Source organism: Burkholderia sp. 22PA0099, assembly GCF_047497165.1.
GTDB lineage: Bacteria > Pseudomonadota > Gammaproteobacteria > Burkholderiales > Burkholderiaceae > Burkholderia.
The window spans coordinates 2,084,586-2,111,250 of record NZ_CP163165.1; the positions used below are offsets into that span (position 1 = coordinate 2,084,586).

At 69.5% G+C, this 26,665-nt stretch carries 22 protein-coding genes; 14 read left to right on the top strand and 8 right to left on the bottom strand.

Annotated features, from left to right (window positions below):
* Nucleotides 1–217: 217 nt before the first annotated feature.
* A complete protein-coding gene (locus tag AB4851_RS24935; RefSeq protein ID WP_414451845.1) occupies nt 218–1,681 on the top strand; it encodes a sigma-54 interaction domain-containing protein in 1,464 nt (487 codons plus the stop codon).
* Nucleotides 1,682–1,785: 104 nt separating this feature from the next.
* Here the strand turns inward: AB4851_RS24935 and ptrR are convergent, their stop codons facing one another.
* Nucleotides 1,786–2,655 carry a putrescine utilization regulator PtrR gene (gene ptrR / locus AB4851_RS24940; RefSeq protein ID WP_414445381.1) on the bottom strand — a complete coding sequence of 290 codons (870 nt, stop codon included), beginning with the start codon at nt 2,653–2,655 and terminating at the stop codon, nt 1,786–1,788.
* Between the two features lie 103 nt (nt 2,656–2,758).
* On the opposite strand from ptrR, the gene AB4851_RS24945 reads away from it, so the two are divergent.
* From AB4851_RS24945 to AB4851_RS24960, 4 genes are all read left to right on the top strand, one after another.
* Nucleotides 2,759–4,144, top strand: coding sequence for an aldehyde dehydrogenase family protein (locus AB4851_RS24945; RefSeq protein WP_414451846.1), 1,386 nt, complete (start codon nt 2,759–2,761; stop codon nt 4,142–4,144).
* A gap of 304 nt (nt 4,145–4,448) precedes the next feature.
* Nucleotides 4,449–5,168, top strand: a complete 720-nt coding sequence (locus AB4851_RS24950) for a ribonuclease activity regulator RraA (RefSeq protein ID WP_414451847.1) — start codon at nt 4,449–4,451, stop codon at nt 5,166–5,168.
* Nucleotides 5,169–5,526: 358 nt separating this feature from the next.
* On the top strand, nt 5,527–6,942 hold the full coding sequence (locus tag AB4851_RS24955; protein ID WP_414451848.1) for a YeiH family protein: 1,416 nt from the start codon (nt 5,527–5,529) through the stop codon (nt 6,940–6,942).
* Nucleotides 6,939–7,154 carry a hypothetical protein gene (locus AB4851_RS24960; RefSeq protein WP_414451849.1) on the top strand — a complete coding sequence of 72 codons (216 nt, stop codon included), beginning with the start codon at nt 6,939–6,941 and terminating at the stop codon, nt 7,152–7,154. Before AB4851_RS24955 ends, AB4851_RS24960 begins: the two co-directional genes overlap by 4 nt.
* A gap of 381 nt (nt 7,155–7,535) precedes the next feature.
* Here AB4851_RS24960 and AB4851_RS24965 read toward each other — a convergent pair whose 3' ends face one another.
* From AB4851_RS24965 to AB4851_RS24975, 3 genes are read right to left on the bottom strand one after another with little or no spacing between them, the layout of a single operon-like run.
* Nucleotides 7,536–9,086 (bottom strand): efflux transporter outer membrane subunit, encoded by a 1,551-nt coding sequence (locus AB4851_RS24965; RefSeq protein ID WP_414451939.1) that lies wholly within the window; start codon nt 9,084–9,086, stop codon nt 7,536–7,538.
* A 5-nt stretch (nt 9,087–9,091) separates the two neighbouring features.
* Nucleotides 9,092–12,250: an efflux RND transporter permease subunit gene (locus tag AB4851_RS24970; protein WP_414451850.1), complete on the bottom strand. Its 3,159-nt coding sequence runs from the start codon at nt 12,248–12,250 to the stop codon at nt 9,092–9,094.
* Nucleotides 12,247–13,350 carry an efflux RND transporter periplasmic adaptor subunit gene (locus tag AB4851_RS24975; RefSeq protein WP_414445372.1) on the bottom strand — a complete coding sequence of 368 codons (1,104 nt, stop codon included), beginning with the start codon at nt 13,348–13,350 and terminating at the stop codon, nt 12,247–12,249. Before AB4851_RS24975 ends, AB4851_RS24970 begins: the two co-directional genes overlap by 4 nt.
* A gap of 197 nt (nt 13,351–13,547) precedes the next feature.
* On the opposite strand from AB4851_RS24975, the gene AB4851_RS24980 reads away from it, so the two are divergent.
* Nucleotides 13,548–14,168 (top strand): TetR/AcrR family transcriptional regulator, encoded by a 621-nt coding sequence (locus tag AB4851_RS24980; RefSeq protein WP_414445371.1) that lies wholly within the window; start codon nt 13,548–13,550, stop codon nt 14,166–14,168.
* Nucleotides 14,169–14,259: 91 nt separating this feature from the next.
* Here the strand turns inward: AB4851_RS24980 and AB4851_RS24985 are convergent, their stop codons facing one another.
* Both AB4851_RS24985 and AB4851_RS24990 read right to left on the bottom strand, forming a co-directional pair.
* Nucleotides 14,260–15,996: a ClcB-like voltage-gated chloride channel protein gene (locus tag AB4851_RS24985; protein WP_414451851.1), complete on the bottom strand. Its 1,737-nt coding sequence runs from the start codon at nt 15,994–15,996 to the stop codon at nt 14,260–14,262.
* A 124-nt stretch (nt 15,997–16,120) separates the two neighbouring features.
* Nucleotides 16,121–17,194 (bottom strand): YeiH family protein, encoded by a 1,074-nt coding sequence (locus tag AB4851_RS24990; protein WP_414451852.1) that lies wholly within the window; start codon nt 17,192–17,194, stop codon nt 16,121–16,123.
* Between the two features lie 114 nt (nt 17,195–17,308).
* Between AB4851_RS24990 and AB4851_RS24995 the strand changes: the two genes are divergently transcribed.
* The 8 genes from AB4851_RS24995 (at nt 17,309) to AB4851_RS25030 (ending at nt 25,061) form a co-directional block, all read left to right on the top strand.
* Nucleotides 17,309–18,196, top strand: coding sequence for a LysR family transcriptional regulator (locus AB4851_RS24995; protein ID WP_414445368.1), 888 nt, complete (start codon nt 17,309–17,311; stop codon nt 18,194–18,196).
* A gap of 159 nt (nt 18,197–18,355) precedes the next feature.
* On the top strand, nt 18,356–19,120 hold the full coding sequence (locus tag AB4851_RS25000) for a TIM barrel protein (protein WP_414451853.1): 765 nt from the start codon (nt 18,356–18,358) through the stop codon (nt 19,118–19,120).
* A 35-nt stretch (nt 19,121–19,155) separates the two neighbouring features.
* Nucleotides 19,156–20,145, top strand: a complete 990-nt coding sequence (locus tag AB4851_RS25005; RefSeq protein WP_414451854.1) for a sugar kinase — start codon at nt 19,156–19,158, stop codon at nt 20,143–20,145.
* 67 nt (nt 20,146–20,212) lie between these two features.
* Nucleotides 20,213–21,493: an MFS transporter gene (locus tag AB4851_RS25010; RefSeq protein ID WP_414445365.1), complete on the top strand. Its 1,281-nt coding sequence runs from the start codon at nt 20,213–20,215 to the stop codon at nt 21,491–21,493.
* 5 nt (nt 21,494–21,498) lie between these two features.
* Nucleotides 21,499–22,479 (top strand): 2-hydroxyacid dehydrogenase, encoded by a 981-nt coding sequence (locus tag AB4851_RS25015; protein ID WP_414451855.1) that lies wholly within the window; start codon nt 21,499–21,501, stop codon nt 22,477–22,479.
* A gap of 298 nt (nt 22,480–22,777) precedes the next feature.
* Nucleotides 22,778–23,824, top strand: coding sequence for a LacI family DNA-binding transcriptional regulator (locus AB4851_RS25020; RefSeq protein WP_414451856.1), 1,047 nt, complete (start codon nt 22,778–22,780; stop codon nt 23,822–23,824).
* A gap of 52 nt (nt 23,825–23,876) precedes the next feature.
* A complete protein-coding gene (locus AB4851_RS25025) occupies nt 23,877–24,665 on the top strand; it encodes a YhfC family glutamic-type intramembrane protease (protein WP_414451857.1) in 789 nt (262 codons plus the stop codon).
* A gap of 30 nt (nt 24,666–24,695) precedes the next feature.
* Nucleotides 24,696–25,061: a DUF3022 domain-containing protein gene (locus AB4851_RS25030; protein ID WP_414451858.1), complete on the top strand. Its 366-nt coding sequence runs from the start codon at nt 24,696–24,698 to the stop codon at nt 25,059–25,061.
* An 85-nt stretch (nt 25,062–25,146) separates the two neighbouring features.
* Here the strand turns inward: AB4851_RS25030 and AB4851_RS25035 are convergent, their stop codons facing one another.
* The gene (locus AB4851_RS25035) at nt 25,147–25,971 is read right to left on the bottom strand and encodes a hypothetical protein (protein WP_414451859.1); all 825 of its coding nucleotides are present in this window, start codon (nt 25,969–25,971) and stop codon (nt 25,147–25,149) included.
* Between the two features lie 76 nt (nt 25,972–26,047).
* Nucleotides 26,048–26,482: a PGDYG domain-containing protein gene (locus AB4851_RS25040; protein ID WP_414445359.1), complete on the bottom strand. Its 435-nt coding sequence runs from the start codon at nt 26,480–26,482 to the stop codon at nt 26,048–26,050.
* Nucleotides 26,483–26,665 lie beyond the last annotated feature (183 nt).

The window sequence follows — 26,665 nt, forward strand, 5'->3', positions numbered from 1 at the left end:
GATCAAGAACCGTCTGTGTACACAAGATACATGCCAGCGGCACCGCCTTGCCGCGTCATTCGGCTAGTAGTTTGATCCGGCGACGATTTTTCGCGACGAGGCACGGCGGGTGCGCGCCGGTTGTCCCGCGGGAATCGCAGATCGCTGCCATCGATGGCAGTGTCATGGCAGTCATGTGGCAGAATTGGCGGCTTGCCTGTCATTGCCTGGGTTCGTCATGTCCACTCGCCGCCGTACCGCTGCGCCCACTGGTTCAGCCGATGCGCTTGGTGCGCCCGAAGAGGCCGGACGCCAGCCCCGCACGATCCCGATCGTCCCGGCCGATCAGGCCGATCCGGCCGCCGCCGCCCATCCTCCCGCCGGCCTCGGCGCGCTCGTCTCCTACCTCGAACACGATCCGCAGCCGATGATCGTGGTCGATCGCGATTACCGGATTCTCGCGGCCAACGCAGCCTACCAGCGCCAGTTCGGCGTGGCGGGGCAGGCCCACGTCGGGCGGCACTGCTACCGCGTGTCGCATCACTACGACGTGCCGTGCGACCAGGCCGGCGAGCATTGCCCGATGCGCGCCGCGCTCGAATCGGGCGCGGCGTCGCGCGTGCTGCATATCCATCACACGCCGCGCGGGCCGGAACATGTCGACGTGGAGATGCGGCCGGTGTTCGACGGCGCGGGCGAGGTCACCGCCTATGTCGAACGGCTGACCACGGTGCGCAGCGCCTCGGCGCGGCCCAGCGCGAGCGGCCTGGTCGGCAGCTCCGAGCCGTTCAACGCGGCGTTGTCGGCCTTGCAGCGCGTCGCGCCATCGACGCTGCCGGTGTTGCTGCTCGGCGAATCGGGCACCGGCAAGGAGCTGTTCGCGCGGGCGCTGCACGAGGGCAGCCCGCGCGCGGCCGGGCCGTTCGTGGTGGTCGATTGCTCGGGCATCGCCGAATCGCTGTTCGAGAGCGAGCTGTTCGGTTACGAGAAGGGGGCGTTCACCGGCGCGCAGGCGCGCAAACCGGGCCTGGTCGAAACCGCGCAGGGCGGCACGCTGTTCGTCGACGAGATCGGCGACGTGCCCGCCTCGATGCAGGTGAAGCTGCTGCGGCTGATCGAGACGGGCACGTTCCGGCGTGTCGGCGGGGTGGAGGCGTTGCGCGCCGATTTCCGGCTGGTGGCGGCGACCCATCAGCCGCTGCGCGAGATGATCGCCGACGGGCGCTTTCGCCCCGATCTCTATTACCGGATCAGCGCGTTTCCGATCGATCTGCCGCCGGTGCGTGCGCGTCACGGCGACATCGGCCTGATCGCCGAATCGATCCTGCGCCGCATCGCCGATGCCCGGCCCGGCGCGCGGCCCTGCGTGCTGCACGAGGCGGCACGCGCCTGCCTCGACGCCTATGCGTGGCCCGGCAATATCCGCGAGTTGCGCAACGTGCTCGAACGCGCCTGCCTGTTCGCCGACGACGGCGTGATCCGCGTCGAGCATCTGCCCGACGCGCTGCGCGGTGCGCTTGCCGATGCGACGCAGTCGGCCGGCCTGCCCAAGCCCGGCGCGCCCGACGACGCCACGCTGCGCCACGTCGCCGGCAGCTTTCGCGGCACGCGCCGCGCGCTGGCGGCGCGGCTCGGGATCAGCGAGCGCACGCTGTATCGGCGCATGCGGGCGTTGGGGCTGGCCGGGCGGGGCGGTTTATAGGTTGATAAGGCGCTGAGTTCGTATCGCGCCGCACCGGCTGCGCTCGGTCACTGCAAGCGGTATCGCGCCGCATCGAGTTGCCCCATGCCCGCCAAGCCTTCCCGTCATCGCGCTGGATGCGGATGCGTGACCAACTGCGAGAACGCTTCCAGCGCCTTCGACACGGTGCCTTTGCGCCAGATCAGCCAGGTCCGCAGCAGGCCGAATTCCTTGCCCATCGGCCAGGCGCGCACCGATTGCGAGCCGGGCATGCTTTCGAGCATGCTGCGCGGCATGATCGCGAGCCCGCCGCCGGCGCTCACGCAGGCCAGCATGCCGTGATACGACTCCAGTTCGCGGATCTCGCCGGGCAGCGCGCCGTCGTTGGCGAGCCAGCGTTCGAGGTGGCGCCGGTACGAACAGTTCTTCCGGAACACGTAGAGCGCGTCGCCGTCCGCGTCGCGGCCCCGGCGGATCGGCGCATGCGCGGCCGGCGCGACGATCACCATCTCCTCGTCGAACACCGGGAAGCCGGTCAGCTCGGCGTGGTCGAGCGGGCCGTCGACGAACGCGGCGATCAGGTCGCCGCTCAACACGCCGTCGATCATCTGCCCGGATGGCCCGGTCGCCAGTTCGAGCGCGACCTGCGGAAAGTGCTGGTTGTAGGTGGCCAGCAGCGCCGGAATCCGCACCGCCGCCGTGCTCTCCAGCGCACCCAGCGCGAAGCGCCCGGCCGGCTGTTGGCCGGCCGTGACGGCGCGCGCCTCGGTCACGAGGTTCAGGATCTTGCCGGTGTAATCGAGGAAGATCCGCCCCGCCTGCGACAACGACAGCCGGTTCTTCTCGCGCGTGAACAGGTCCACGCCCAGTTCTTCCTCGAGTTGCTTGATGCGGGTGGTCAGATTCGACGGCACCCGGTGTACGGCTTGGGCGGCGGCCGCGATGCTGCCATGGCGGGCGACGGCCTGAAACATTTCCAGCTGGACGAGATCCATGTCGACGTTCTCGAAACGTGAATGATTTGCTCAAAACTATTCAGTTTCATTGAGCGATGGCCGAGCTTACACTGCCCCCCATCGAATGCCAACGGAGATCACCATGAGCCAAGCCGCACCTGTTTTTCGCTCCATCAGCCCGCTCGACGGCAAGGAAATCGCCACCTATCCGGTGCAGGGGCCGGACGATCTGGAACAGGCCCTGCAACGCACCGCGGCCGCCTTCGGCGAATGGAAGCGCCGCTCGATCGAGGCGCGCGGCGCGGCGCTGAAGCGGCTCGGCCAGGCGCTGCGCGCCGATGCGCAGCGGATCGCCGAAACCATCACGCTCGAAATGGGCAAGCCGATCAAGCAGGCGCTGGCCGAAGTCGAGAAGTCGGCCGGCGTGTGCGACTGGTACGCCGAGCACGCGGGCGACTTCCTGGCCCCGGAGCCGACGCTCGTCGAGGGCAACAAGGCACGCATCGAATACCGTCCGCTCGGGCCGGTGCTGTCGATCATGCCGTGGAATTTCCCGATCTGGCAGGTGGTGCGTGGCGCGGTGCCGGCGCTCGCCGCCGGCAACACCTATGTGCTCAAGCACGCGCCGAACGTGCTCGGCTCGGCCAACCTGCTGCGCGAGGCGTTCGAGCGCGCCGATTTCCCGGCCGGCGTGTTCGAGCTGGTGAATCTGTCGAACGAGCTGGTGTCGGCGGCGATCGCCGATCGGCGCATCGCCGCCGTCACGGTGACGGGCAGCGTGCGCGCCGGCTCGGCGATCGGCGCGCAGGCGGGCGCGGCGCTGAAGAAGTGCGTGCTCGAACTGGGCGGCTCCGATGCGTTCATCGTGCTGGCGGACGCCGATCTCGACCTGGCCGTGGCGGCCGCCGTGGCCGGGCGCTTCCAGAACTCGGGGCAGGTGTGCGCGGCGGCCAAGCGTTTCATCGTCGAGGCGCCGGTGCTCGACGCGTTCACGGCGCGCTTCGTCGAGGCCGTCAAGGCGCTGCACATGGGCGACCCGCGCGATCCCGACAACTACGTCGGCCCGATGGCCCGCTACGACCTGCGCGACGAACTGCACGCCCAGGTCGAGCGCACGCTGGCCGAAGGCGCCACGCTGCTGGTGGGCGGCGCCAAGGTGGCAGGCGAGGGCAATTACTACCAGCCGACCGTGCTGACCGGCGTGACGCCCGCCATGACCGCGTTCCGCGAGGAACTGTTCGGGCCGGTGGCGTCGATCATCCGCGCCGACGACGCCGCGCATGCCGTGCAACTGGCCAACGACAGCGATTTCGGCCTGACGGCGTCGGTGTTTACGGCCGATGCGGCGCTGGCCGAATCGATCACGCGCGAGCTCGAGGTGGGCGGCGTGTTCATCAACGGCTACAGCGCCAGCGACGTGCGCGTGGGCTTCGGCGGCGTCAAGAAGAGCGGTTTCGGCCGCGAGCTGTCGCACTTCGGTTTGCGCGAATTCTGCAACGCGCAGACGGTGTGGGTGGATCGCCGCTAAAGCCAGGGCAGGCCCGCCCGATCGGGCCTCGATGCCGGCCGCCGCGAACGTTCGCCGTTCGCGGCGGCCGGTTGTCGATCCGGCATGTCACATTGGTTGCTTCCGGTGCCAGCCGAACGGTCGCGCGATTCGGGTCACGCTTGCTTGCCGCGCGACGGCCTCGGCACCGCGCTGAACCCGGCGTTCCGGCAACGTGAGGGTGCCATGATGCGCAAGTCGCATTAAGCTGGCGGCGCGTTCTCCGTTTGATACCGACCGATACCCATCGACACCCACCGACAACGACCCCGATCGAGACAATCCCATGAGCATCCTCACCCCCGCACTGCGCACCCGACTGGAAACGATCAGCACGGCCACGCTGGCCACGGCGCTCTACAAGCGCGGCCTGCGCAATCAGGTCATCCAGGGCGTGACGCCGCTCCAGCGCCTCGCCAGGAGCATGGTGGGCGAGGCGTTCACGCTGCGCTACATTCCGGCCCGCGAGGATCGCAACCCGCTCGAAGTGTTTCGCAATCCCGAGCATCCGCAGCGCAAGGCGGTGGAAACCTGCCCGCCGGGCGCGGTGCTCGTGATGGACAGCCGCAACGATCCGCGCGCGGCCTCGGCCGGCGCCATCCTGGTCACGCGCCTGATGAAGCGCGGCGTGGCCGGCGTGGTGACCGACGGCGGCTTTCGCGACGCCGATGAAATCTCGCGCACCGAGATCCCGGCGTTCCATCAGCGCCCGTCCGCGCCGACCAATTTGACGCTGCACGAGGCGCTCGACATCAACGTGCCGATCGGCTGCGGCGGCGCGCCGGTGTTTCCCGGCGACGTGCTGGTGGGCGACAACGACGGCGTGATCGTGATCCCCGCGCATCTGGTCGAGGAGATCACGGCGGAGGCGCACGACATGACGGCGTTCGAGGATTTCGTCATGGAGCGGGTGCGGGACGGCGACCCGATCATCGGGCTGTATCCGGCTACCCATCCGGACACGCTGGAGAAGTTTGCGGCTTGGCGAGGTCGCAACGGGCGCTGATCGGGACAGGTCGAGCGCAATCGTGGCGGGCGCCGATCGTGTTGGCCCGGCGCAGGCGGGCGTGATGCCGCGTTCGAGCGAGGCCGGGGTGCGGCGAATCGTGGCGGATTCGTCGGCTTGGGGTGCCCAACGAGACACATCCGCTTTTCTCGCCGTCAACCATTCGTAAGCCAGTCGTCACGCCACGCCCATCGCTCCGATAAGCAAAGACGAATAAGTCATTTCCCGTGGTTCGGTACGGATTCCATACTGATTCGTTGAACCGGGCGCGCCCTGCAACACGCTGCGCGCGCCCGGTTCGCCACCCGCACGCCATCCGCTGCGCTGCGGGCAAGACACATTCACAGGGGAATGCACCATGAGCGATTCGACCATCGCGAGCACACGCCGCGGCGACGCCGCCGCGCAAACGAACGGGAGCCGGCCATTCGGCACCGAGGACTGGTGGGCCGTGGCGATCGGCCTGTTCGCGATCGTGGCCGCCTATCTGCTGTTCGCGACCGGCGCCAGCATCAAGGTGCTGGCCGTGGCGCCGGCCAAATGGGCCTCGCTGCCGCAACTCGGCGCCGATCTGGCCGCGCACGCGACCGGTTACGTCGCGCTGTTCGTGGCGTTCGCCGTGGTGTTCTCGGTGGCGATCGCGGCGCTGAAGCTGCCGGTCGCGCAATTCGTGCCCGGCTTCCTCGTGATCTTCGTGGCGTCGGCCGTGATCTTCGCGATCGGCGCGTGGGCGCAGGCGTCCACCTACAACCTCGAACCGCCGCTGATCGCGCTGGTGCTCGGCCTGATCGTGTCGAACCTGTTCACGCTGCCCGTGTGGCTGGCGCCGGCGCTGCGCGTGGAGTTCTACATCAAGGTCGGCATCGTGCTGCTCGGCGCGACGCTGCCGTTGACGCTGATCGCCTGGGCCGGCCCGGTGGCGGTCGGGCAGGCCACCATCGTGTCGCTCGTGACGTTCTTCGTGATCTACGCGGTGGCCCGCGCGCTGAAGCTCGACCGCCGGTTCGCGGCCGTGCTCGGCGTGGGCGGCGCGGTGTGCGGCGTGTCGGCCGCGATCGCGATCGCCGGGGCGGTGCGCGCGCGTCGTGAGCAGGCGTCGGTGGCGATCACGCTGGTGGTGATCTGGGCGATCGTGATGGTGTTCGCGCTGCCCGGCATCTCGCGCGCGCTCGGCCTGCCGACCGGCATCGCCGGCGCGTGGATCGGCACCTCGGAATTCGCCGACGCGGCCGGCATCGCCGCCGCGCAGGCCTACGGCGATTTCGCGCGCCATGCGCCGGGCGTGGTGGCGGGCGCACCCGACGCCTCGCTGCAGGCGTTCGTGCTGATGAAGGTGGTGGGCCGCGACATCTGGATCGGCATCTGGGCGTTCGTGCTCGCGATCGTCGCGACCACGCGCTGGGATCGCGAGGAAGGCGGCGGCGAGGTGCGCGTGCGCACCGGTGCGGGCGAGATCTGGCGGCGTTTCCCGAAGTTCGTGATTGGCTTCGTGGTCGCGTCCGCGCTCGTCACGTGGATCGCCTCGCATTACTCGCTGGCCGATTACCGCAGCGTCGTCACGCCGGCGTTCGTCGCGCCGATCACGGCGCTGCGCACCTGGGCGTTTACGTTCTGCTTCCTGAGCATCGGGCTGACGACGCGCTTCGCGTCGCTGTCGACGGCCGGTGTGAAGCCGCTGATCGCGTTCACGGCGGGCGTGGCGGTCAATATCGTGATCGGCTATGTGCTGTCGGTGCACGTGTTCGCGTCGTATTGGGCGTCGCTCGGTCAATGAACGCGTTCGCGGCCATTCCGCCCGGCGCCCGTTGCGGACGCTGCGTGCACCGCGCCGACGACCGCGCGCTGCTGGAAGCGCGGATCGCCGGCCTCGCGTCGTTCGGCTCTGCCTACGGCGAGAGCGTCGGCGACAGCCGGCTGTGTCTCAAGCTCGACCGGCTGGTGTCGCCCGGCGATGCGTGTCGGGAGTTTGTCGAGCGGGCGGCGTGAGGCGATGTGTGCGAACCACTCAGGTCGTTGGGACCTGAGGCTCGGCTGGCCCACGCCGCACGGAGAGGCGTGTTGTCGGTTCATCGAGCGCGCGGCGTGAGCCACTATCCGCGAACCGCTCGGGCCGCCGGCCCGAGGTTCGACGGCTCGTGTTGTCCGGGGATGCGTGCCGCGAGTTCGTCGGGTGTGAACCGATATCCGCAAATCGCTCAGGCCGCTGGCCCGAAGCTCGGCAACCCATGCCGTGCGGCGGTGTAAGCCGTTATCGACGCACCGCTCGGGCCACCGGTTGCCGGCTCGACAAGGCCATCCAATAGCGTTCGAGACATCGCGCCCATGAGGACGCGCGAGGCGTCCTCATGCCAACCGCCGTGACACGGCTCAGGGCGTCGCCCCCGAAGCCGCCGCGACGGTCGCCGCCTTCCCGGCTTGCGCCGGTTCCGGCGGCGTCCCCATTGCCTGGAACAGCCGCGCCGTATCGGCGAGCCGCGAGCCGGTCGCGCGGATCGCGTCGAGCTGCGCGTTGCGGTATTGCTGCTCGCTGCTGCGTCCGGCCGACGGCGGCAGCGCGCCGAGCCGCACGCGCGCGGCCGTGTCGTCGGATGCGCCGCGCGCGGCCTCGGCGGCGCGGCTCGACGCGTCGAGCGCTTGCGCGTCGTTGTCGAGCGCGGCCAGCGAGTCGGCCACGTTCTGGAACGCCGTCAGCACGGTCGCCTTGTATTGCTCGACCGCCGCCGCGTAGCTGGCCTGCGCCGCGCGCCGCTGCGCGAGCAGCGCGCCGCCATGAAACAGCGGCTGACTCAGCGAGGCCCCCACGCTCCAGATTCCGCCGATGCCCGACAGCGCCGCGGGCCAACTGAACCCGGCCTGGCCGAGCGAGGCCGACAGCGAGATCTGCGGGAACATCTGCGCGGTGGCGACGCCCACGGCGGCGGCGGCCGCCTGCAGCGATGCATCGGCCGCACGAATGTCGGGCCGCGTTTCGAGCAAGGTGGACGGCACCGCCACCGGCACGCTCTCGGGCAAGTGCAGGTCGGCCAGCGCGAGATCGGCGGGCGCCTGATCGGGCGTGCGGCCGAGCAGCACCGCGAGCGCGTGGCGCGCACTGAGCCATTGCTGGCGCAGCGCAGGCAACGACGCTTCGACGCTGGCCGCACTTTGCTGCGCGTTCAGCATGTCGGCGCGCGAGGCCGAACCGAGCCGGTTGCGCCGCACGGCGTCGTCGGCCTGCGCGCGGGCCAGCGCCACGAGCCGTTCGGTGGCCTGCACCTGCTCGGCCAGCGCGGCCGACGTGATGGTGGCCGTGACGATGTTGGCCGCCAGTGCACGTCGCGCCGAATCGAGCTGGAGCGCGGTCACGTCCACGCGCTTCTGCAATTCGCGGTTCGCGAAGCGCGACGCGCCGAACAGGTCGATCGTGTAGCTGGCCTGCAACTGACCTTCGAACAGGTTGTAGAGCGCGGTGGGCGGCCCGAGGTTCGGCACGCCGAGGCCGCGCTGGCGCGCAGTCTGGCCGCCGAGATCGATCGACGGCAGCAGCGAGCTGCCGATCTGCGCGCGCAACTGCTCGCGTGCGGCTTGCAGCGCATGCGTGGAGGCCGCCAGCGTCGGGCTGACGCGCAGCCCTTCGTCGACCAGCGCGTCGAGCTGCGGCGAGCGATAGTGCTTCCACCACTCGGGCACCGGCTGCGCGCCCACCTCGAAGCGCTGGGCCACGCCCTGCGCGGCGACGGTTTGCACCGGCAGCGGCTCGGCGCCGTAATGGGCCGGCGAGGGCATCGCTGGCGGCTTGCCGCTCGGCGCGAACAGCGAGCAGCCGGCCATCGCCAGCGCGGTGGAGGCGGCCGCCGCCACCGCGAGCGGGCGCAGCGTCCGACGAAGCGCGTGGCGTGCGTGGCGCAGGCTCCTGGCGCGGCTTGAAAGGCGTTGCATCATCGTCAGGCTCCGTGAGGCGTGGCGGACGGCGGCGTGCGGTTCGCATCGTCCTCGCGTTCGTTCGATTTGACGCGGAACCAGGTCGCGTAGAGCGCCGGCAGATAGAACAGCGTCAGCACGGTCGCGCTGCTGATGCCGCCCATCAGCGCGGTGGCCATCGGTCCGAAGAAGTTCGAGCGCAGCAGCGGGATCAGCGCCAGCACGGCGGCCGCGGCGGTCAGCGTGATCGGCCGGAAGCGCCGCACGGTGGCGCCGACGATCGCGTCGAAGCGCTTGTGCCCGCCGGCGATGTCCTGCTCGATCTGGTCGACCAGGATCACCGAGTTGCGCATGATGATGCCGAACATGGCGATCACGCCGAGCATCGCCACGAAGCCGAACGGCTGGCCGAATAGCAGCAGCGTGGCGGCCACGCCGATCAGGCCGAGCGGGGCGGTCAGCACCACCATCAGCACCCGCGAGAAGCTCTGCAACTGGATCATCAGCAGCGTCAGCACGGCGATCGCGAGCAGCGGCATCTGCGCATTGATCGAGGCCTGCGCCTTGCCGCTTTCCTCCACCGAGCCGCCAATCTCGATCCGGTAGCCGACCGGAAGTTGCGCGCGCAACGTATCGAGCTGCTTGTCGATGGTCTTGGTGACGTCGATGCCCTGGGCGCCGGCGCGCACGTCGGATTGCACGGTGATGGTGGGCTGGCGGTCGCGCTCCCACACCACGCCGTATTCGAGCGTGTTGCGGAACTGGCCGAGCGAGCCGAGCGGCACCGGGCCGTTCGGCGTAGGCATCGCCAGCGTGGCGAGCCGCGACGGATCGATGCGTTCGGCCTTCGGCGCGCGCAGGTCCACGGCGATCAGCTTGTCGCGTTCGCGGTACTGCGTGACGGTGGTGCCTTGCAGCGTCATGGCGAGGAAGCTCGACACGTCCTGCGACGTCACGTTCAGGTCGCGCGCCTTCTTCTGGTCGAGCTCGAAGCGCACCGAGCGTTCGGCCGGCTCGTCCCAATCGAACTGCACGTTGAACGAACGCGGGTCCTGGCGCACTTGAGCGGCCACCTTCTCGGAGATCGCACGCACCGTGGCGATGCTGTCGCCGCTCACGCGGAACTGCACCGGGTAGCCGACCGGCGGCCCGTTTTCGAGCCGCGATAGGCGCCAGCGGATCGCCGGGAAGTGATCGCGCAGCTCGCCGCCGAGCCAGGTCGCCAGCTTCTCGCGTTCCTTGACCGATTTCGCCGTTACCACCAGTTGCGCGAAGTTCGGCTGCTGCAACTGCTGGTCGAGCGGCAGGTAGAAGCGCGGCGCGCCGGTGCCGACGAAGCTGACCGTGTGATCGATCTCGGGCCGGCCGGCCAGCGCCTTTTCGAGCAGCTTGGTCTGCTGCAGCGTGGCCGCGAACGACGCGCCCTCGGGCAGCCGCACGTCGACCAGCAGCTCGGGGCGGTCCGAACTCGGGAAGAACTGCTGCGGAATCTGCGAGAAGCCGAACAGCGCCACCACGAACAGCGCCACCGTGATGCCCAGCACCACGAAACGCCGCTCGATGCACCAGCCGATCCAGCCGCGCAGGCGCGCGTAGAAACGCGTGTCGTAGATGTCGTGCGCTTCGTGATGGTCGTCGTGATGCGCCTCGTCGTGCGCGCCGGCCTGCGAAGGCTCGCGCTTGCGCTCCGGCAGCAGGTGATAGCCGAGCAGCGGGATCAGCACCACGGCCGCGATCCACGAGGCGATCAGCGCGATCGCCGACACCTCGAAGATCGAGCGCGTGTATTCGCCGGTGCTCGATTGCGCCAGCGCGATCGGCAGGAAGCCCGACACCGTGACGAGCGTGCCGGTCAGCATCGGGAACGCCGTGCTGGTATAGGCGAACGCGGCGGCGCGGGTGCGGCTGAAGCCTTGCTCCAGCTTCACGGCCATCATCTCGACGGCGATGATCGCGTCGTCCACCAGCAGCCCGAGCGCCAGCACCAGCGTGCCGAGCGACACCTTGTGCAGGCCGATGCCGAACAGGTACATGAACAGCGCCGTGATGGCCAGCACGATCGGGATCGAGATCACCACCACCATGCCGGTGCGCAGCCCGAGCGACACCAGGCTCACCACCAGCACGATGCCGATCGCCTCGGCCACCGCTTCGAGGAAGTCGTCGACCGAATGCGACACGGCCAGCGGCATGCTCGACACCTCGGTCAGCTTGAGGCCGGCCGGCAGTTGCGTGCGCAACTGCGTGGCGGTGGCCTCGAGCGCCTTGCCGAGCCGGATCACGTCGCCGCCGGGCTGCATCGTCACGCCGATGCCGAGCACCGGGTGGCCGTTCGAACGCATCTGCGTGACGGGCGGGTCATCGTAGCCGCGCTTGACGGTGGCGAGGTCGCCGAGCCGGAACGTGCGGCCGTTGATGCGCACCACCATGTCGGCCAGTTGCTCGACCGTGCCGAACTGGCCGCTCGGGCGGATGTAGACGCGATCGTTCGAGGTGGTCAGCACGCCTGACGATGCCACCGCGTTCTGGTCGTTGATCGCCTGGCCCAGCTGGGTGGGCGAGATGCCGAGCCGCGTGAGCCGCGCATTGTCGATCTCGACGTAGATCCGCTGATCGGGGTCGCCGAAGTAATCGACCTTGCCCACGCCGGGCACGCGCAGCAGCACGGTGCGCAGCTGATCGGCGTAGTCGTGCAGTTGCGCGGCCGAGTAGCCGTCGCCGTCGAGCGTCCAGATATTGGTGTAGACGTCGCCGAATTCGTCGTTGAAGAACGGCCCCTGCACGCCCTGCGGCAGCGTGGTGGAGATGTCGCCCACCTTCTTGCGGATCTGGTACCAGGTTTCGGGCACGTCCTTGACCGGCGCCGAATCCTTCATCGTGAAGAAGATCATCGATTCGCCGGGGCGCGAATAGCTGCGCACGAAATCGATGGCCGGCGTTTCCTGGAGCTTGCGGCCGATCCGGTCGGTCACCTGTTCCTGCACCTGGCGCGCGCTCGCGCCGGGCCAGAACGTGCGGATCACCATCACGCGGAACGTGAACGGCGGGTCTTCCGATTGCGCCAGGCGCGTGTAGGCCAGGATGCCCGCGAGCGTCGCGAGCACGATCAGGTAGACCACCAGCGCCTGATGGCGCAGCGCCCAGGCCGACAGGTTGAAACGGCTTTCCTCGCGTTCGCTCATGACGCGCCGTCCTCTGCATGCAGCGGTGCCACCGCGCGCACCTTCTCGCCGGCGCTCACGGTATGCACGCCTTGCTGCACCACGCGCTCGCCGGCCTGGATGCCCTGCGACACGGTGATGGTGTTCTCGCCGTAGCGCGTGACCGTCACGCGGCGCAGTTCGAGCGTGTCGTCCTTTCGCAGCACCCAGACGGCCGGGTCCTGGCCCTGGTGGAACAGCGCGGTGGACGGCAGCGTGTAGCGCGCGCCGTCGGCCGGCGTGCCGGCCAGCGCGACGTCGGCGGTCATGCCGAGCTTGACGGCCGGGGTGGGGTTCTCGAGCGTGAGCCGCACGCGATAGGTGCGGCTTTGCGGATCGGCGGCCGGCGCGATTTCGCGCACGCGCGCCGTCAGGCGCTGGCCCGGCAGCGCCGGCAGCGTGACGGCCGCCTCGTGGCCGGGCTTGAGCAGCGCGAGCGTGGCCTCGGGCACGTCGGTCACCACGTCCACCTCGCCCGACCAGGCCAGTTGATAGACGGCCTGCCCGGCCGACACGTTCTGGCCGGTGTCGGCCTGCTCGGCCGTGATGTAGCCGGCGTGATCGGCCACCAGCGTCGTGTACTGAAGCTGGTTCTTCGAGAGCGCGAGCTGCTGCGCGGCCTGATCGCGCTGGGCGCGGGCCGACGCATAGGCGTTCTCGGTCTGTTCGAGCTGGGCGGGGGCGATCAGGTTTTCGCGGGCCTGGGCGCGGTCGCGCTCGACCTGCTGCTGCGCGTAGGTCAGCGCATGCGTGGCGGAGTCGAGCTGCGCCTGCGCGCTGGCGGCGTTCTTTTCGGAATCCGACGGATCGAGGTGGGCGACCACCTGACCCTGCTTGACGGTGTCGCCGAGCCGCACGCTGCGCTCGATGATCTTGCCGGCCACGCGGAACGACAGCGGCGTGGCGTAGCGCGGCTCGACATCGCCGGGCAGCGTGGCGGCGAGCGTCGCGCCGTCGGCGCTGACCGGCGTGGCCACCACCGGGCGCGGGGCGGGCGGCGGCCCGTTGTCCTTCGGATGACATGCTGCGACGAGCAGCGCGGCGCCGATGACGACGACTGCGCGGGGTCCGGATGCGTTCACGGCAACCTCATGAGGGAAGGCGGGCGGCGTTGCAACCGGCGCCAGGCGCCGGCCGCAACGAGCGGCGGCGCCCGCCGCGACGGCCTGTCGGGCCGGCGGCGAACGCCTTTATCTCGAAAACAGCGATGCATTCTAATACACAGTTGTATCTGAATGCAAAGCTGGATCTTCCGAAATTTGGTGCTAGACTTCGCGCCATGAAACCGAAGCGCTTGACCCGCGAACAGAGCAAGGACCAGACGCGCGAGCGCCTGCTCAGTTCCGCGAACACGATATTTACGAAGAAGGGCTATGTCGCGGCGAGCATCGAGGACATCGCGGCCGCGGCCGGCTACACGCGCGGCGCGTTCTATTCGAACTTCGGCGGCAAGGCCGAGCTGCTGCTCGAATTGCTGAAGTGCGATCACGAGGCGATGCGCGCCGAGCTGCAGCAGATCTTCGATTCGGGCGGCACGCGCGACGAAATGGAAGCCCGCGCGCTGACCTTCTACAGCCAGTTCATCCGTTTGAATCCGGCCTTCATGCTGTGGGCCGAAGCCAAGCTGCAAGCCGCGCGCGACGCGAAATTCCGCACCCGCTACATCGCGTTCATGCGCGAGAAGATCCAGGACATGGCCGCCACCATCGAGCTGTTCGCCGAGCGCGCGGGCACGCCGCTGCTGCTGCCGGCCGAGCAGCTCGCGGTGGGCTTGATGGGCTTGTGCGACGGCATCCAGGCGATCCACCAGGCCGATCCGCAGTTCGTGTCGCTCGAAATGACCGAAGCCACGCTCGGTGGCTTCTTCGCGCGCGTGGTGCTCGGGCGCTCGCCCGGCTGAACGCGCCGAATGTGCGGAGAGCGGCCGCCACGCCGCTTCGCATGCTTTCGAATTCCCGACTTTTTCGCTTGTCCTGCCGGACGGCTGCCGCTCAACGGTTCCCGTTCAGGCGGCGGTACGCGTCGAGCAGCGACGTCTTGTAGACCACCCCGGCCAGCATCGGATTCGCCGCCGATTCGATCACCGGCAGCCGTTCGCCCTGGAAGCACATGAAATGCTCGAGCGCCGTGCCGAGCGGCATGTCGGGCGTGAGCAGCGGAAACGGCGTGTGGGTGTAGTCGGCCGCCGTCTTGTGCTGCGTGTCGCGGCCTTCGAGCAGGTCCGACGTGATGTCCTTGAGCGCCACCGCGCCGCGAAATGTCTCGTCGGCGTCGGTCACGTACAGGTACTTGACCGGATATTCGAGGAACACGCGCGTCATTTCGGCCACCGTGGCGTCGGGATGCACCACGGTTTGCGCCGGCTGGATCAGCGCGCGCATCTGCGTGGATTTCAGCCGCAGCCGTTCTTCCTCGTCGCGATGGCGGCGCAGCGTGATTTCGTACATCGAGGTCTGGCCGAGCGCGCGCGCCGCGAAGTAGGCCACCACGCACGACACCATCAGCGGCAGCACCACCTGATAGCTCAGCGTCATCTCGAAGATCATGATGATCGCCATCAGCGGCGCCTGCGTGGCGCCCGCCATGAACGCGCCCATGCCGACGATCGCATACGCGTAGGACGCCGACACATGCCCCGGCAGCAGCATCTGCATGCCGAGCCCGAACAGCGAGCCGGCCGCCGCGCCCACGAACAGCGTGGGCGTGAAGATCCCGCCGACCGCGCCCGAGCCCGCGGTGGCCGCGGTGGCCAGCAGCTTGAACACCATCACGATCACCAGCGCCTGCCAGGTCCACGGCGCATGCAGGATCGAGTTCACGACGCTGTAGCCGTTGCCCCAGACGTCCGGCACCCAGATCGAGATGACGCCCACCACCAGGCCGCCCAGCGCGAGCCGTACCGGCAGCGGCGCGGGCAGCTTGCGGAACTGCGATTTCGAGGCGGCCAGCAGGCGCAGGAACTGCGGCGCGGCCGCGCCGCACAGCAGGCCGAGCGCGACGAACGCCACCACCTCGATGCCGGTGACGGCCGGGAACACCGGCATTTCGTACGGCGGCTTGTAGCCTGCGAACTCGCGCATCGTGATGTTGGCCACCACCGAGGCGACCAGCATCGGCCCGAAGCTTTCCATCGAGATCGCGCCCAGCACGATCTCGCCCACGAAGAACGCGCCCGCGATCGGCGCGTTGTAGGCCGAGGTGATGCCGGCCGCCGCGCCGCAGGCCACCAGCAGCCGCAGGCGCGGCGGATCGAAGCGCGCGACGCGCCCCACCAGCGACGCAGCCAGCGCGGCGAGCTGCACCATCGGGCCTTCGCGGCCGATCGAGCCGCCGCTGCCGATGGTCAGCAGCGACGACGCGCTGCGCCAGAGGCTGTCCTTGACGGGCACGATGCCGTCGCCGAGCGCGACCGCTTCCATGTAGTCGACGCCGCCCGATTTCTTGGCGCTGCCACGCTGCGCGAACAGCAGCACGCAGCCGGCCAGGAAGCCGCCCGCGGCCGGCAGCCAGACGCGCACCTGCCACGGCAGCCGCTTGGCCATCTCGACGAAGCTGCCGCTCGAACCGGAAACGAGGCGCTGGATGGTATCGATGCCCTCGCGGAACAGGATCGTCGCGAAGGCGCCGCTGATGCCGGCGATCACCGACCAGATCAGCATCGTGTGGGCATCGGACAGGCGGAACAGGGTTTGGGCGCGCGTGCGCAGCTTCAGCAGAAAGGACAGCACGAGGTGGTGGGGAGCGCGGAGAAAGTCGAGGGCAAGGATAGCACCGCGCCGCGCCGGCCGGACGGTTCCGGCGGGCGCGGCGCGGGCAGCGAGGTGGGCTGCGGGGCGAGGGGTGCGGCGCTCCTCAGCCAAGCCAGCGCTCGACGAGCCAGGTGATGCCGAAACCGCCGACGATCAACCACAGGTAGAGCACGAAGCCGGCCGTCAGCGCACGCGGGCCGGCGGCGCGAATCTGGGCGAAGCGCGTTTCGATGCCGAGCGCCGTCATGGCCATGGTCAGGGCGAACGTGTCGAGCGTGTTCAGCGTGTGGACCGCCTGCTCCGGCAGCACGCCGAGCGAGTTGATCACGACGAAGCCGAGGAAGCCGAGCGCGAACCACGGCACCGCGAGCTTGCGCTTGCCGTGGCCGGCCGCTGCGCCGCTGGCCGAACGCGACGAATGCGCGAGCCACGCGCCGAGCACCAGCAGCACCGGCACCAGCAGCATCACGCGCGTCATCTTGACGATGGTGGCGGTGTGCACCACCTGCGCATCGACGCCGCTGGCCGCGCCCACCACCTGCGCGACCTCGTGGATCGTGCCGCCGAAGAACAGGCCCAGGCCCTGCGCGTCGAGCGGAATCCAGCCGGCGTGATAGGCGAGCGGATAGGCGAACATCGAGAGCGTGCCAAACAGCACCACGCTGCCCACTGCCATCGCGCTCTGGTGCGGCTTCGATTGCAGCGTGGATTCGAACGCGAGCACCGCCGCTGCGCCGCAGATCGCGCTGCCGGCCGCCGTCAGCATGGCCGTGTCGCGATCGAGCTTGAGCAGCCGGGTGCCGACCCAGGTGCCGATCACGAGCGTGCTGACCACCATCAGCACCGAGACGGCCAGCCCCGGCAGCCCGACCTGGGCGATTTCCTGGAGGCTCACGCGCAGGCCGAAGAACGCCACCGCGATGCGCAGCAGCTTGCGCGCCGAGAAGTTGATGCCGGCGGCCCAGCTTTCCGGCATGCCGTCGCGCAGCGCGTTGCCGTAGACGGTGCCCGCGATGATGCCGACGATCAGCGGCGACAGGCCGAGCCGCTCGATGGCCGGCAGCCCGGCGAGGCGGGTGACGGCAGCGGCGAACAGGGCGACGAACAGCACGCCGTTCAACTGGCCGCGCATGGACGGCGCGGCGGCGTGCGGCAGGGTGGGGTGGGCGGTGGACATGAGGGGGGCGATTCCGGGTGTCGATGCGATGGGCCTAATCCTAATTTGGATATATCGATATGAAAAATTGTGATTAGTGACATCAACTATCGGGAATTCTGATATTTTCTCGGCATGACCCCGGATCAACTGATAACGTTCGCCACCGTCGCCGAGCTGCGCAACATCAGCCGCGCGGCCGATGCGCTGCATCTGTCGCAGCCCGCCGTGTCGGGCCAGTTGCGCCAGTTGCAGGACGAGTTCGGCGAGCCGCTCTATGTGCGCGACGGCCGCGGTGTGCGGCTCACGCCGGTGGGCGAGGCGCTCGCGCCGCTGGCCGCGCAGGTGCGCGACGCCTACGGGCAGGCGCGTGCGTTTCGCGACGCGGTGCGCGGCGTCGAGCGCGGCACGCTGCGGATCGGCGCCAGTTCGACGCCGGCCAGCTACCTGCTGCCTTACCTGATCGCCGCGTTCCGGCCGCTCGCGCCGGCCGTGGTGGTCCAGACCATGACCGGCAACACCGCCGACGTGGTGGCGGCGCTCGCTTCGCTCGATCTCGCGCTGATCGAGGGGCCGCCCGGCGAATCGCTGCCGGCCGGCACCGCCGTGCACAGTTGGCACGAGGACGAGATCGTCGCGATCGTGCCGGCCTCGCATCCGCTCGCGGCGGCGCCCGAGGCGCCGGTGTCGCTCGACGTGCTGGCCGCCTCGCCGTTGGTGCTGCGCGAGGCCGGCTCGGGTGTGCGGCAACTGGTCGAGCGCGCCTTCGCGCGGGCCGGCGTGCCGGTGCGCGTGGCGCTGGAGATCGCCGGGGTGGAGGCCGTCAAGGAGGCCGTGAGGGCGGGGATGGGCGTCGGTTTCGTGTCGGCCATGTCGCTGCGCGGCGATGCGGCGCTGATCAAGCGCCCGATCGCGCCGCAGCCGCTGGTGCGCCGCTTCTCGATCCTGGTGCCGCATGCGGCCACGCCGTCGCGCGTCGCCGCGCGGTTCCTGGAAATGAGCCTGGCCTGGCAGGGCGCCTGACGGCCGCGTCGTCGTTTTATCCGGCCCGATTTCTCCGATTCATCCCCTAGGGATTTTCTCTATGGCCGCCGCCCGGGCCGAAGCGCACCATTCGCGTCATCGAATGGAACCGGTTCCAGGGCGAGGTGCCCGGAGCCACACAACGAGAGACAAGCAGACATGGCACACATCGTGATCGTCGCCAGCGCGTTCGGTGTCGAGGCGATTCGCCGCGACGGGCATCGCGCCTTCGTGGCGCACGCGGCGCAGGCGGGCGCCTCGGGCTTCGAGGTGCGGCGCGAGCTGTTCGCGTCCGACGACGACGCCAGCCCGGCCGCGCTCGCCGCGCTCGGCCTGGCGATCGCCGAGGCCGGCCTGTGGGCCGTCTATTCGACGCCGGCCAATCTGTATCGCGACGACGGCGCGCTCGATCGCGACGCGCTCGATCTGGCGCTGGCCGAAGCCGACGCGCTGGGCGCGCACTTCGTCAAATTCCAGTTGGGCGGCTTCGCCGGCGCGACGCATGCCGGCGCGATCGCCGAGGCGGCGCGCGGCGCGCGCGCGCGAATCCTGGTCGAGAACGGCCAGCTTGCGATCGGCGGCACGCTCGCGCAGTTCACCGGCCTGTTCGCGGCCCTGCGCGCCGAAGGCGCCGGCACGCTGCTCGGCATGACGTTCGACATCGGCAACTGGCTGTGGCCCGGCGAAACGCCGCTGGACGCCGCGCGCGCGCTGGCCGAACACGTCGAATACATCCACTGCAAGGCGGTGACGGGCGAGGGCGCGCGGCGCTTCGCGGTCGCGCCGCAGCAGGCCGACCCGCTGTGCCTGCCGGTGCTGGCCGCGCTGCCGCGCGACGTGCCGCGCGGCATCGAATTCCCGTTCGATGCGGCGAACCTCGCCGCCGATGCGCACCGCCGCGTGGCCTGGCTCGACGCCGCCTGATCGTCCGTTTTCCGCATTCCGAAGGAGCTTTCATCATGTCGCAGTCCCCCGTCGAGATCGTCACCTACGGCGAGGCGATGACGCTGTTCGTCGCCAATGCGCCCGGCCCGCTCGCGCAGGCCGAGCAGTTCACCAAGCGCATCGCCGGCGCCGACCTGAACGTTGCAATCGGTTTGGCGCGGCTCGGCTTCCGGGTCGGCTACGTGAGCCGCGTCGGCGACGATTCGTTCGGCCGCCACGTGCTCGACACGCTCGCGCACGAACGCATCGACGCCGCCTGCGTGACGGTGGACGGGCGCTACCGCACCGGCTTCCAGCTCAAGGCGCGCGCCGACGACGGCAGCGATCCGGACATCGAATACTTCCGCAAGGGCTCGGCCGCCAGCCACCTGTCGCTCGACGATTACGCCGCCGACTACGTGCTCGGAGCGCGCCATCTGCACCTGACCGGCGTGGCCCCGGCGATCTCGGCCACCTCGTGCGAGCTGGCGTTTCACCTGGCCCGCGAGATGCGTGCGGCCGGCAAGACGATTTCGTTCGATCCGAACCTGCGCCCGACGCTGTGGCCGTCGGCCGAGGTCATGGCGCGCACGCTCAACGAACTGGCCTCGCAGGCCGACTGGGTGCTGCCGGGCCTGGCCGAAGGCCATCAACTGACGGGCCTCGACACGCCCGCCGAGATCGCGCGCTTCTATCTGAATAACGGCGCGCGCGCCGGCGTGGTCATCAAGCTCGGCGAGGCTGGGGCCTATTACTTGTGCGCCGACGGCCGGGAAGGCACGGTGGCCGGCGAGCGCGTGGCGCGCGTGGTCGATACGGTGGGCGCGGGCGACGGCTTCGCGGTCGGCGTGATCAGCGCCTTGCTCGAAGGCCGCCCGGTCGAGGCGGCGGTGGCGCGCGGCAACCGCATCGGCGCGCTCGCGATCCAGGTGATCGGCGATTCGGAAGGTCTGCCCACGCGCGCCGAACTCGATCGGCTGGAAGCCGATGCCGAGCCCGCCGTGGCCGAAGCGCTCGCGCGATAATCGCCCCGCGCGGCCACCAACCCGCCAAGCACCCATTGCGGCGCACGACGCCGAAGGAGACAGCCCCATGCATGCCACGCTTCCGGTCCGCCGCTGGTGGAAGATCATGCCGATCGTGTTCATCACGTACAGCCTCGCGTATCTCGATCGCGCGAATTTCGGCTTCGCGTCGGCCGCCGGCATCAACCAGGATCTCGGCATCGGCAAGGATCTGGCCTCGCTGATCGGCGCGCTGTTCTTCCTCGGCTATTTCTTCTTCCAGATTCCCGGCGCGATCTACGCGGAGCGCCGCAGCGTCAAGCGGCTGGTGTTCTGGAGCCTGATCTTGTGGGGCGGCTGCGCGGCGCTCACCGGCGTGATCGACAACATCCCGTCGCTGATGGCGATCCGCTTCGCGCTCGGCGTGGTCGAGGCGGCCGTGATGCCGGCCATGCTGATCTACATCAGCAACTGGTTCACCAAGCACGAGCGCTCGCGCGCCAACACGTTCCTGATCCTCGGCAACCCGGTCACGGTGCTGTGGATGTCGGTGGTGTCGGGCTACCTGGTGCACGAGTTCGGCTGGCGCCACATGTTCATCGCCGAGGGCGTGCCGGCAGTCGTCTGGGCGATCTGCTGGTGGGTGCTGGTGCAGGACAAGCCGGCGCAGGCGAGCTGGCTCACGAGCGACGAGAAACGCGACATCGAACGCGTGCTGGCCAGCGAACAGGCCGGGCTCAAGCCGGTGCGCAACTATCGCGAGGCGTTCCGCCAGCCGGCCGTGATGATGCTGTGCGCGCAGTATTTTTGCTGGAGCATCGGCGTGTACGGCTTCGTGCTGTGGCTGCCGTCGATCGTCAAGAACGGCTCGTCGCTCGGCATGGTCGAGACGGGCTGGCTGTCGGCGCTGCCGTATCTGGCGGCCACCATCGCGATGCTGCTGGTGTCGTGGGCCTCCGACAAGCTCGATTTGCGCAAGGCGTTCGTCTGGCCGTTTCTGCTGATCGGCGCGCTCGCGTTCGCCGGTTCCTATGCGCTCGGTTCGACGCATTTCTGGCTGTCGTACTCGCTGCTGGTGGTCGCGGGCGCGGCCATGTATGCGCCGTACGGCCCGTTCTTCGCGATCGTGCCGGAGCTGCTGCCCAAGAACGTGGCGGGCGGTGCGATGGCGCTGATCAACAGCATGGGCGCGCTCGGCTCGTTCGTCGGCTCGTATTTCGTCGGCTACCTGAACGGCGCGACCGGTTCGCCCGCCGCGTCGTACGCGTTCATGAGCGTCGCGCTGGTGGCGGCCGTGGTGCTGACGCTGCTCGTCAAGCCGCAGCCCGACAGCGTGCCGCCGCTGGCTCACACTTCCACCGGAAAATGATTCGCATGACTCACCGTATCGTTGCCTACAAGACCTTGCCCGACGATGTGCTCGCCTACCTGGAGGCGCATGCCGAGGTGATCCACGCGAACGGCGCCGATGCGCTGGCCGCCGCGCTGGCCGATGCCGACGGCGCGATCGGCGCGAGCTTGCCCGTCACCGCCGCGATGCTCGACGGCGCGCCGAAGCTGCGCGCCTGGTCGACGATCTCGGTCGGCTACGACCAGTTCGACGTGGCGGACCTGACGCGGCGCGGCATCGTGCTCGCCCACACGCCCGACGTGCTGACCGAATCCACCGCCGACACCGTGTTCGCGCTGATCCTGGCGAGCGCGCGGCGGGTGGTCGAGCTGGCGGAATTCGTCAAGGCGGGCGAGTGGAAGAAAAGCATCGGCGAGCCGCTGTTCGGCACCGACGTGCAGGGCAAGACGCTCGGCATCGTCGGGCTCGGCCGGATCGGCGCGGCGGTGGCGCGGCGTGCCGCGCTCGGCTTCCGGATGCGCGTGCAGTACACCAATCGCAGCCCGCATGCCGAGGCCGAGGCGCAGTTCGGCGCGCGCCGCGTGCCGCTCGACGAACTGCTGGCCACTTCCGATTTCGTCTGCCTGCAGGTGCCGCTGACCGACGCCACGCGCCATCTGATCGGCGCGCCCGAGCTGGCACGGATGAAGCCCGGCGCGATCCTGATCAACGCCGCGCGCGGGCCGGTGGTCGACGAGGCGGCGCTGATCGAGGCGCTGCGCACCGGCACGATCCGCGGCGCGGGGCTCGACGTGTTCGAGCGCGAGCCGCTCGCGGCCGATTCGCCGCTGCTGGGCATGAAGAACGTGGTGGCGCTGCCGCATATCGGTTCGGCCACCGCCGAGACGCGCCACGCGATGGCCCGCAACGCGGCCGAGAACCTGATCGGCGCGCTCGACGGCACGCTGCGCGAGAACATCGTCAATCGCGAGGTGCTGGGCGGCGCGCCGGCACGGCAGGGCTGACGGCCGCCACGGGGCACGACGGGGCACCGCGTGCAGGTCGGTCGACTGACGACTGTCCCGGCCCGGCGTGCCGTGTGCTGTGCGGCGTCCGGCTGCGTTATGATCGCGCGCTGAATGCGCGCCAAATCGCACCACAGGCGGTACGACGGGCTGTACGAGTCGAGCGCCGCGGGCCGTCCGGCAACGTGCGCGCACGGGCCGGCGCTGCCGGCCTCGCCCCATGGAGAAACGATCAGTTGAACTGCGTATCCCGCTTCCGCCGTCGGGCCGCATGCCGCATTTTCCCGGAGACGACGCGATGACCGAGCCCCGCCCCGTGCCCGCCGCGCGCCCCGCGACGATCAGCGACGTCGCGCGCGAAGCCGGCACCGGCAAGACCAGCGTGTCGCGCTACCTGAACGGCGAGACCGGCGTGCTGTCGACCGATCTGCGCCTGCGCATCGAAGCGGCGATCGCGCATCTGAACTACCGCCCGAACCAGATGGCGCGCGGCCTGAAGCGCGGCCGCAACCGGCTGCTCGGGCTGCTGGCCGCCGACCTGACCAATCCCTACACCGTGGAAGTGCTGCAGGGCGTGGAGGCCGCGTGCCACGCGCTCGGCTACATGCCGCTGATCTGCCACGCGGCCAACGAGGCCGACATGGAGCGCCGCTACCTGCAACTGCTGACCACGTATCGCGTCGAGGGCATGATCGTCAACGCGCTCGGTGCCCACGAGGATGCGCTGATGCCGCTGCGCGGCTGCGGGATTCCGACCGTGATGGTCGATCGCCGGGTGGAGGGTTTCGATGCCGACCTGGTCGGTCTCGACAACGCCGAAGCCGTGCGCGCGGGGCTGGCGCACCTGCACGGCAACGGGTTCGGTGAAATCGTGTTCATCGTGCAGCCGTACGAGCAGGTCAGTTCGCGCCGGCTGCGCGAGGCCGCGTTCCGCGAGGCGCTGGGCGCCACGGGCCGCGCGGCGCTGCCTACCGTGGTGGCCGATCTCGCCGACGCCGAGGCGTTGCGCGCCTCGCTCGCGGCACTCGATGCGCGGATCGACGCCGCGGCCGGCGAAGGCCGGCGCGTCGCGCTGTTCGCCGCCAACGCGCCCGTCGCGCTGGCGCTCGCGCGGCATCTGCATGCGCGTCACGGTGCGGGCTGGCAGGCCAAGGCCGCGCTGCTGTCGATCGACGACCCTGAATGGGCCGAGCTGCTCGGCATCTCCACGATTCGCCAGCCGACCTACGAAATCGGCTATCGCGCGGTCGAATTCGTGCACGACCGGATCGAGGGCGCCACCGGCGCGGCCCGCGAGGCGTTGCTGCCCGGACAGCTCATGGTTCGCACGTCCACCGCAAGCTGAGTATCATGCGGGGTCGCGCACCGGCCGGTGCGCCTGCCTTCCAAGGATCGTCATGACTGTTGCTCCCGCCACGCTGGTGGCGTTGATCATCGGCACGCTGATCGTCGCGCTGCTGCCGATCGTCGTGTTCCGCCTGCTCAAATCCCCCATGAAGGTCGACCGCCGCGATGCGATCGTCGGCATCGCCGCGTTCATGCTGTTCGCCACCCTGATCGAGCGCGGCTTCTATTCGCTGGTGCTGCACTTGCCCGCAGTGGCCTTGACGCTCGCCAAGCCCGGCGTGTTCGTCGCGTTCAGCCTGATCGCGCCGGCCGTGATCGAGGAAGCCGGCCGTTATTTCGGGCTGCGTTTCGTCGAGCGCCGCTACGGCGCTTCGCTCGGCGACGGGCGCGGTTTCGGCTACGGCGTCGGCTTCGGCGGCGCGCAGGCCTGGTATGTCGGCGTGGTGGTGCTCGGCCAGTGGGTCTGGCTGGTCTGGCTCGCGCAGCGCGGCCAGCTCAACGCGCAACTGTCGACCATGCCGTCCGATCTCGCACTGCGCATCCAGATGATGCTGGTCACGATGTCGGCCTCGACGGTCGGCGTGCGCGTGCTCGGATGCATCGCGATGTTCACGTTCCAGGTGGCGCTGTCGGTGCTGGTGTGGCGCGGCGTGCGGGCGCGCAAGGTGTGGATTCTGCCGCTCGCGATCGTGCTGCATCCGCTGGCCGATCTGCCGCTGATCGCGTTCAATGCCGGCGCGCTTTCGATTTCGACGATGGTGACGAGCTACGGTCTGCTGACCGTGGCGCTGATCGCCGTGCTCGCCCGGTGGAGCCGGCCCGCGCCGCGCACTGCCTGAACCCGGCCTGACTTCACAAGGAGGTCGGCGATGGACGACGACTATCACTACGACTGCGCAAGCCCCGAATACGAGGCGCTGGCGCATGTGATCTGCGATCTGTTTCCCGAACAGACGAGCTTTGCCGAGCGTCAGGACGACGCCGGGCGCTTCCTGCATGTGCAATGGCTGGGCATGCGTTTCGGCGCCGCGCCCAAGCGCATGACGCTCGATCTGCGGATCGAACCCGCCGCGTACGCGCGCTACCTGGCGATGCGGCCGATGCAGCGCGCGCGCAGCCATGCCGTGCTGCGTGCCTATGTCGAGGCGTTCATCGGCTCGCTCGAGGAGCGGCACGCCGATGGGCAGGCGGTCGAGCGCGATACGACGCTCGCGCTCGGCGAGGAATTCGCCTGACGGCCCGATGGTGATGGCCGATGGCATGTAGCGGGCCGCCGTTCGCACGGCCCGGTCGTTTCACTTCCCGTTCCGGTTTCGGGTGTCAGCCGCCGTCGAACACGCGCGGCTGGTAGCCGTTGCCATCCCACTTCGCACGTTTGACCAGCCTGGCCGGTTGGCCCTTGGCCGGGCGCGTGCGCACCAGCAGATCGAAATGGCCGCGCGTCTGCGCCGGGCTGAACGCGAGCAGGTAGCTGCCGCTGGTGGTGGCGTCGGCGTCGCAATCCGCCTGCTGCGCCTCGGTCGGATCGTGCTTGCCGTGCGTGGCGTGTTGCACGCACTGGGCGGCCTCGTCCTTGTCGTAGCTCGACATCGAGGTCAGCGCGTCGAACACCGGCGCCAGCGCCGCGCCGTTCAGGTGATACAGCCGAATCGCCGCGTAGGTATCCGAATGCGCCGTGGACGTGTAGTCATCGAGCACGCGCACGCCGAACGCGGTGTCGTTGGCCGAAAGCGGATACGGGATCAGGTCGAGTTGCAGCGACGGATGCCAGATCGGCCAGGGGAAATCGTCGATCGCGCCGTGCGTGCTGCTTGCGAGCAGGCGAAAGCCGTCGCCCTGGCGGGCCAGCACGCCGGCCCACAGATCGGGCGCGTGATCGCCGTTCGGGGCGGGCAGCAGCGCGGCGACCACCCAGGCATCGCCGCTGCCGGCCGGCGCGTGCGGCCACGGCGCGAGCACCACTTGCCCATCGCCATCAGGCAGCGGTGCGGGATGGCCGAGCAGCGCGCTCAAGGCCGCGCCCAGTTGCGCTGGCGTGACCGGCTCGGTGGCATGCGCCGGGGCGGCGACCAGCGCCGGCAGCATCAGCAGGCAGGCGCGGATCGCGTGGACGGATAGGAGACGGCGCAGGCGAGAGAGCGTCATGAAAGGTTTCGCGGCGTAGCGGCAGTGGGCGGTGAGCGGCGGATGGCAGCGCAGGCCCGTGGGGCCCGCGCCGATCTCATTCGACGACGCGATACACCTGCGCGAAACGCAGCGCCTGCACCACGCCGTAATCGCCGGGCGCGTACTGCATGACCCAGTCGCCGGCGGTGCCGCGCAGCACGTCGCCGTTCTCGGAGCGGGCGATCGTGAACGGCTCGTCCATGCGCCGCGCCAGCAGCACGGCGGGGCGGTTGCGGTACGGGCCGGGCTGGCCGTGTTCGAGGCCGTCGGCGGCCGGCAGATACTTCGGGTCGAAGCGCTCGCGCGACACGACCCAGCGGTCGCCGGTCGAGCCGGTCACGATGGCATCGCCGCTCGCATAGCGGTTCGGCCCTTCGAGGCTCATCAGTTCGCCGGCCTCGGCCGCGAACGCCACCTGCACGGTTTCATCCTTGACGACGCGTTGCGCGGCGGCATCCGTGCGCAGGTCGATTTGCTTCAGTTCGATCATGGTTCGCGTGGCTTGCGCAAAAGCCCGCACTGTAGCCTGAAATGCCCGGGCTGGGGAGGGCACGCGCCGGACGCCGCCGGGCCGCCCAAAAAGAACCCGGCCCGTCGCGCGAAGGCGAGGGGCCGGGGTATTGGATACGGGGGTGCCTGGCGCCGGGGCCGAAGCCCCGTTTGGCAGGCAGGC

Coding starts and splice junctions, on each gene's coding strand:
- AB4851_RS24935 (WP_414451845.1), top strand. CDS start 218: ATGTCCACTCGCCGCCGTACCGCTGCGCCCACTGGTTCAGCCGATGCG.
- ptrR (WP_414445381.1), bottom strand. CDS start 2,655: ATGGATCTCGTCCAGCTGGAAATGTTTCAGGCCGTCGCCCGCCATGGC.
- AB4851_RS24945 (WP_414451846.1), top strand. CDS start 2,759: ATGAGCCAAGCCGCACCTGTTTTTCGCTCCATCAGCCCGCTCGACGGC.
- AB4851_RS24950 (WP_414451847.1), top strand. CDS start 4,449: ATGAGCATCCTCACCCCCGCACTGCGCACCCGACTGGAAACGATCAGC.
- AB4851_RS24955 (WP_414451848.1), top strand. CDS start 5,527: ATGAGCGATTCGACCATCGCGAGCACACGCCGCGGCGACGCCGCCGCG.
- AB4851_RS24960 (WP_414451849.1), top strand. CDS start 6,939: ATGAACGCGTTCGCGGCCATTCCGCCCGGCGCCCGTTGCGGACGCTGC.
- AB4851_RS24965 (WP_414451939.1), bottom strand. CDS start 9,086: ATGCAACGCCTTTCAAGCCGCGCCAGGAGCCTGCGCCACGCACGCCAC.
- AB4851_RS24970 (WP_414451850.1), bottom strand. CDS start 12,250: ATGAGCGAACGCGAGGAAAGCCGTTTCAACCTGTCGGCCTGGGCGCTG.
- AB4851_RS24980 (WP_414445371.1), top strand. CDS start 13,548: ATGAAACCGAAGCGCTTGACCCGCGAACAGAGCAAGGACCAGACGCGC.
- AB4851_RS24990 (WP_414451852.1), bottom strand. CDS start 17,194: ATGTCCACCGCCCACCCCACCCTGCCGCACGCCGCCGCGCCGTCCATG.
- AB4851_RS24995 (WP_414445368.1), top strand. CDS start 17,309: ATGACCCCGGATCAACTGATAACGTTCGCCACCGTCGCCGAGCTGCGC.
- AB4851_RS25000 (WP_414451853.1), top strand. CDS start 18,356: ATGGCACACATCGTGATCGTCGCCAGCGCGTTCGGTGTCGAGGCGATT.
- AB4851_RS25005 (WP_414451854.1), top strand. CDS start 19,156: ATGTCGCAGTCCCCCGTCGAGATCGTCACCTACGGCGAGGCGATGACG.
- AB4851_RS25010 (WP_414445365.1), top strand. CDS start 20,213: ATGCATGCCACGCTTCCGGTCCGCCGCTGGTGGAAGATCATGCCGATC.
- AB4851_RS25015 (WP_414451855.1), top strand. CDS start 21,499: ATGACTCACCGTATCGTTGCCTACAAGACCTTGCCCGACGATGTGCTC.
- AB4851_RS25020 (WP_414451856.1), top strand. CDS start 22,778: ATGACCGAGCCCCGCCCCGTGCCCGCCGCGCGCCCCGCGACGATCAGC.
- AB4851_RS25025 (WP_414451857.1), top strand. CDS start 23,877: ATGACTGTTGCTCCCGCCACGCTGGTGGCGTTGATCATCGGCACGCTG.
- AB4851_RS25030 (WP_414451858.1), top strand. CDS start 24,696: ATGGACGACGACTATCACTACGACTGCGCAAGCCCCGAATACGAGGCG.
- AB4851_RS25035 (WP_414451859.1), bottom strand. CDS start 25,971: ATGACGCTCTCTCGCCTGCGCCGTCTCCTATCCGTCCACGCGATCCGC.
- AB4851_RS25040 (WP_414445359.1), bottom strand. CDS start 26,482: ATGATCGAACTGAAGCAAATCGACCTGCGCACGGATGCCGCCGCGCAA.